At 66.6% G+C, this 3,690-nt stretch carries 3 protein-coding genes; 2 read left to right on the forward strand and 1 reads right to left on the reverse strand.

Annotated features, from left to right (window positions below):
• On the forward strand, positions 1–1,019 hold a 1,019-nt coding region (locus ACOVRJ_RS21495; protein WP_422045860.1), incomplete at its 5' end, for a formylglycine-generating enzyme family protein.
• Between the two features lie 196 nt (positions 1,020–1,215).
• Positions 1,216–1,476 (forward strand): cysteine rich repeat-containing protein, encoded by a 261-nt coding sequence (locus ACOVRJ_RS21500; protein ID WP_422045861.1) that lies wholly within the window; start codon positions 1,216–1,218, stop codon positions 1,474–1,476.
• 153 nt (positions 1,477–1,629) lie between these two features.
• Here ACOVRJ_RS21500 and ACOVRJ_RS21505 read toward each other — a convergent pair whose 3' ends face one another.
• On the reverse strand, positions 1,630–3,264 hold the full coding sequence (locus tag ACOVRJ_RS21505) for a M28 family metallopeptidase (protein ID WP_422045862.1): 1,635 nt from the start codon (positions 3,262–3,264) through the stop codon (positions 1,630–1,632).
• Between the last annotated feature and the right edge of the window lie 426 nt (positions 3,265–3,690).

The following is a 3,690-nucleotide window of genomic DNA, read 5'->3' on the forward strand; positions in this document are numbered from 1 at the left end:
CCAGCCAAATCGTGCTCGTGAACCCCAGCCCCACGAGCGGCATCCAGAACCGCGATATCGAGTTTGCCGAAGTGGTGTGGGCCTTCTTCAAGGCGCGCCTGCCCGGCACCAGCGCGATCGTCTCGCTGCCCATGCAGCAGGTCGGGAGCCCCGGCAACCCCGCCGATACCCGCACTGACTACGGTGCCGTCAGCTACAGCTACGCCATCGGCACCTTCGAGGTCACCGCGGGCCAGTACACCGCCTTCCTCAATGCCGTTGCCCGCACCGATCCCTACGGCCTGTACGCCTCCAATTCGAGCGACATGTCGACCTGGCCGACCGGGCCGCGCATTCAGCGCACGGGCAGCTCGGGCAACTACGCTTACTCGGTGGCCGCCGACTACGCCGACCGCCCGATCAATTTCATCAGCTGGGGCGATGCAGCACGCTTCGTCAACTGGCTCCACAATGGTCAGCCGATTGGCGCGCAGGGCCCCGCAACCACCGAGCGCGGCGCCTATACGCTCGACGGCGCCACCACCGACACGGCCTTGCTCGCGGTGACGCGCAGCCCCGGCGCCCGTTTCGCGCTGCCCACCGAGAACGAGTGGTACAAGGCGGCCTACTTCGACCCCACCATCACCGCGGCCAACAAGTACTGGTCGTTCGGCACGCGCAGCAATACGACCCCGAGCAACCAGTTGCTCACGCCCGATCCCGGCAACAACGCCAACTTCTTCCAGAACAACGCCTACAGCCTGCCCGGCTTCCTGCGCACCAACGTCGGCGACTTCAAGAACTCGCCAGGCCCGTGGGGCACCTTCGACCAGATGGGTAACGTCGGCGAGTGGACCGAAACCGTTCGCAGCGGCGCCTTTGCCGTTCGCGGCGAGTCCTACAGCACGGGCGACAGCGGCGGCACGCAACTCGGCTACCGCTTCGTCCGCAATGTGGCGCCCACCGACGAGGAAACCAAGAACGGCTTCCGGGTCGTCAGCCTGATGGCGGGCACCTCTGCGTCGTCCAGCCCGCAATGACCGACGACAGACTGGTCCGGAGCGGCCGGCTGCCCCGGGCTTGCTTCAGGTCGCCGCGCGCCGTTGGCGAGCGCGACCCCACCGGCAGGCGGCCGCGGCGGCAGGACCGATGCGCAAGTCGTCAGGGTCCGACGTCAGCGGCGCAAGCCGGGGCCCGCCCATGCCGCCATGGGCCAACCTCACCAAGGAGAGCATGATGATCAAGGGCTTAACGTGCGCGATGCTGGGCATCGGCGCTCTGGCAATCACGTCGGCTACAGCCGCCGAACCGTCCAAGGGGGCTGCGCAACAGGCCTGCAAGGCGGACGTGGAACGGTTCTGCGCGTCAGTGCAGCGCGGCGACGGCCGCATCCGCAAGTGCCTGTCGGAAAACAAGGAGCAGTTGTCGACGCCCTGCAAAGAGGCTATGCAGCGGGCTGCGTCGCAACAAAAGCGAGGCCAGAGCAAGTCGTCATAGCGGTCGCCTGGACGCGGCGGGGAGGTACCGGGGTGGCCGCGACCGATCAAGCCTGAGCGGACTCGACCGCCGCTGCGGCTCGGGGCGCTTCAGCGGGCGAGACCCGTGCCGCACTGGCCGGACGCGCAGGCCCGGCGACGGCCTCCGGCGTTCTCAGCCCGGCACGATGCCAGCACGCATCTGCGCCGCCGTTGTTCCCTGCAGCGCCCAGAGCGTGCGCGCCACGTAGCGAGTGACCTTGTCGAGGCTGGCCGGATTCACCTTGTCGAGCGTGTCGGCGATGCTCAGGTAGTACACCGGGTTTGAGATGTGCGACATGACCGGCACACCGGCTTTCCACAAGGCCTTGGCATCGCTTGGCGGTCCGTCACCAAACTCCTCTGGCGGCACCATCATCGTGCGCCGGTAGTCCTCGGCTTGTATTGCGGCCTTCAGCGCCGCCTGCAAGGTCGGATTGCGGCTGGTGTAGATCCAGTGTGGCTCGACACGACCGAGATCGACCAATTGGCCGTTGGCGTCGATGTCGAACTCCTGGCAGGGCGTCTCCAGATGTACGTCAAGCACTACGCGCGGCAGCAGCGCCGCATTGGCCGCCACGAAGGCTTCGCAGCCGGCGCTGACCTGCATGTGGCCGGCATTGAGCAGGAACAGGAACTCGAAAGGACGCTCCGCCGCAGGCACCTTGGACCAGTAGGCCGCCTGCGCCAGCACCAGCGCAGTACCGGCCGCATCCTCGGTGGCGCCCATGAAGGGCGCATCGTGGTGCGAGCCGATCAGCACCACCTGATCGGTGCGGCCGGAGGCAAGCCGGCCGATCACGTTTCGGGAAACGACCGCGGTCTCGCTCGACAGCACGCTGACCTGCGCGTTTGCGCTTGCGCCCTGCAGTTGCGCGCCGATCGACTGGCGCGTCGACGGACTGACCCACACGATGGGTATGTCGCGGTCATAGGGTGCGGCCGAGTGCGCACCATAGATGTACGGCGTATCGATGAAGTCGTCGAGCGCAGCGATCACCGCCAGCGGCTGCTTGAGCAGGATGCTGGCGAGCGTCTTGCCGGCATTCGAGGTCTGTGGCCGCGAATTGGGATGTACGGTCTTGTTGATGTCGTTGTCCGGGTCGTAGACCCAGTCGGCGCGACTCTGCAGCGCACCGGGTGCAAAGCGTGACATCGGATAGTCGAGCAACACCACCTTGCCGGTCACCGCCGTGTTGGCGTCCTGGTAGCGGACCAGCGCGCCCTGCCGTGTCGTTGTCTTACGGCTGGTGACGGTGGGAAACGCTGCGTACTTGACGCATGAGTTGCCCACGCATACTTCCACGCTGGTCTGACCTTCGACCGTGTCCCAGCGCTTCAGCGGTACGTCCTGGGTGCTGACCTGCACGCCCATGGACGCCAGCATCGAAGCGGCGAAGTCGGTGGTCAGCGGGTCGGCCGGGTAGCCAACGCGGCGAATCCCGAAGTTGAAGATCGTGGAAATCCACGAGCGCACCAGGTCACTGGTCGGCAATGCGCTCACATAGCGGTCGAAGCCCCCTGCCAACGGCGGTGCGGGAGGCGTCGGGGGCGGCGGTGTGGGCGCGGGCGTGGGCGCCCCGACGTCCGAGCCGCCGCCGCATGCAGACAGTCCGGGCAGCGTGGCCGTCATGGCGAGCGCCATCGTCAGCCGTCGCCGCAATTCAAGCTGCTTGCGTGCCTGGCAAAGTATCCCGCCTGAGTCATCGTTCATGCTGAAACTCCACTGGAAAGCGATCGCCAACCGCACCTGGCAGCGCTGAATCAACATCCGTCGGTCCGACTCTCGAACGGACAAGACGCCGCATTGCCGGTCAGCGTCGACAGTCTTGCGGATCGCCGCCGCAACAGACGTAACCGAACCTGTTGCAGATGTGACAATTGGTATCGCACCGCCCGTACGCCAGTGACGGCGCTCCAAGGCGATTCAAAGCCACAGCGCCGCAACTTCGGGCTTACATACCGCAACACTCGGTCGCTGGGCGGCGGCTGCCAATGCGGACACACTGCAATGGTCCCCACCAGGAAGTCATACGATGATCACCCGCTTCACCAGCAACTCATCCGGCACCGGCTCGCCGCAGCCGTTGCGTCGTCGGCTGCTGTTCGGCGTCGCCAGTTCCGCGGCGCTAGCCGCCTGCGGCGGGGGTTCGGACGCAGCCGCGCCGTCCCCCGCGCCGTCCCCCGCGCCGTCCCC

The sequence above is a fragment of the Roseateles sp. genome (assembly GCF_049240545.1).
In the GTDB taxonomy this organism is placed as follows: domain Bacteria; phylum Pseudomonadota; class Gammaproteobacteria; order Burkholderiales; family Burkholderiaceae_C; genus Paucibacter_A.

Bases quoted from the DNA above. Each gene is read 5' to 3' on its own strand.
- ACOVRJ_RS21500 (WP_422045861.1), top strand. From the start codon at position 1,216: ATGATCAAGGGCTTAACGTGCGCGATGCTGGGCATCGGCGCTCTGGCA.
- ACOVRJ_RS21505 (WP_422045862.1), bottom strand. From the start codon at position 3,264: ATGTTGATTCAGCGCTGCCAGGTGCGGTTGGCGATCGCTTTCCAGTGG.